Genomic DNA, 310 nt, shown 5'->3' with positions numbered 1-310 from the left:
TCGAAAAGCAGCGCGGCATTTCCGTCGCGAGTTCGGTGATGCAGTTCGAGTACGGCGATGCGGTCATCAATCTGCTCGACACGCCGGGCCACGAAGACTTCTCCGAAGACACCTACCGCGTGCTGACGGCGGTGGATGCCGCCGTCATGGTGATCGACGGCGCGAACGGTGTCGAAGCGCAGACGCTCAAGCTGCTCGAAGTCTGCCGCAGCCGCAAGACGCCCATCGTCACGTTCATCAACAAGCTCGACCGCGAAGTGCGCGAGCCGCTCGAACTGCTCGACGAGATCGAGCAACACCTGGGCGTCGC

Annotated in this window: 1 protein-coding gene; it reads left to right on the top strand. The window is 62.9% G+C overall.

Annotated features, from left to right (window positions below):
* Positions 1 to 310: GTP-binding protein (locus EN859_RS36765; protein WP_135913719.1), on the top strand; the 310-nt coding region annotated here is incomplete at both ends.

Origin of the sequence: Mesorhizobium sp. M00.F.Ca.ET.216.01.1.1 (assembly GCF_004010325.2) — a bacterium.
Classification (GTDB): domain Bacteria; phylum Pseudomonadota; class Alphaproteobacteria; order Rhizobiales; family Rhizobiaceae; genus Mesorhizobium.
Note: the sequence above shows the minus strand (reverse complement) of the source record. Positions and strands in the feature narration are given on the sequence as shown.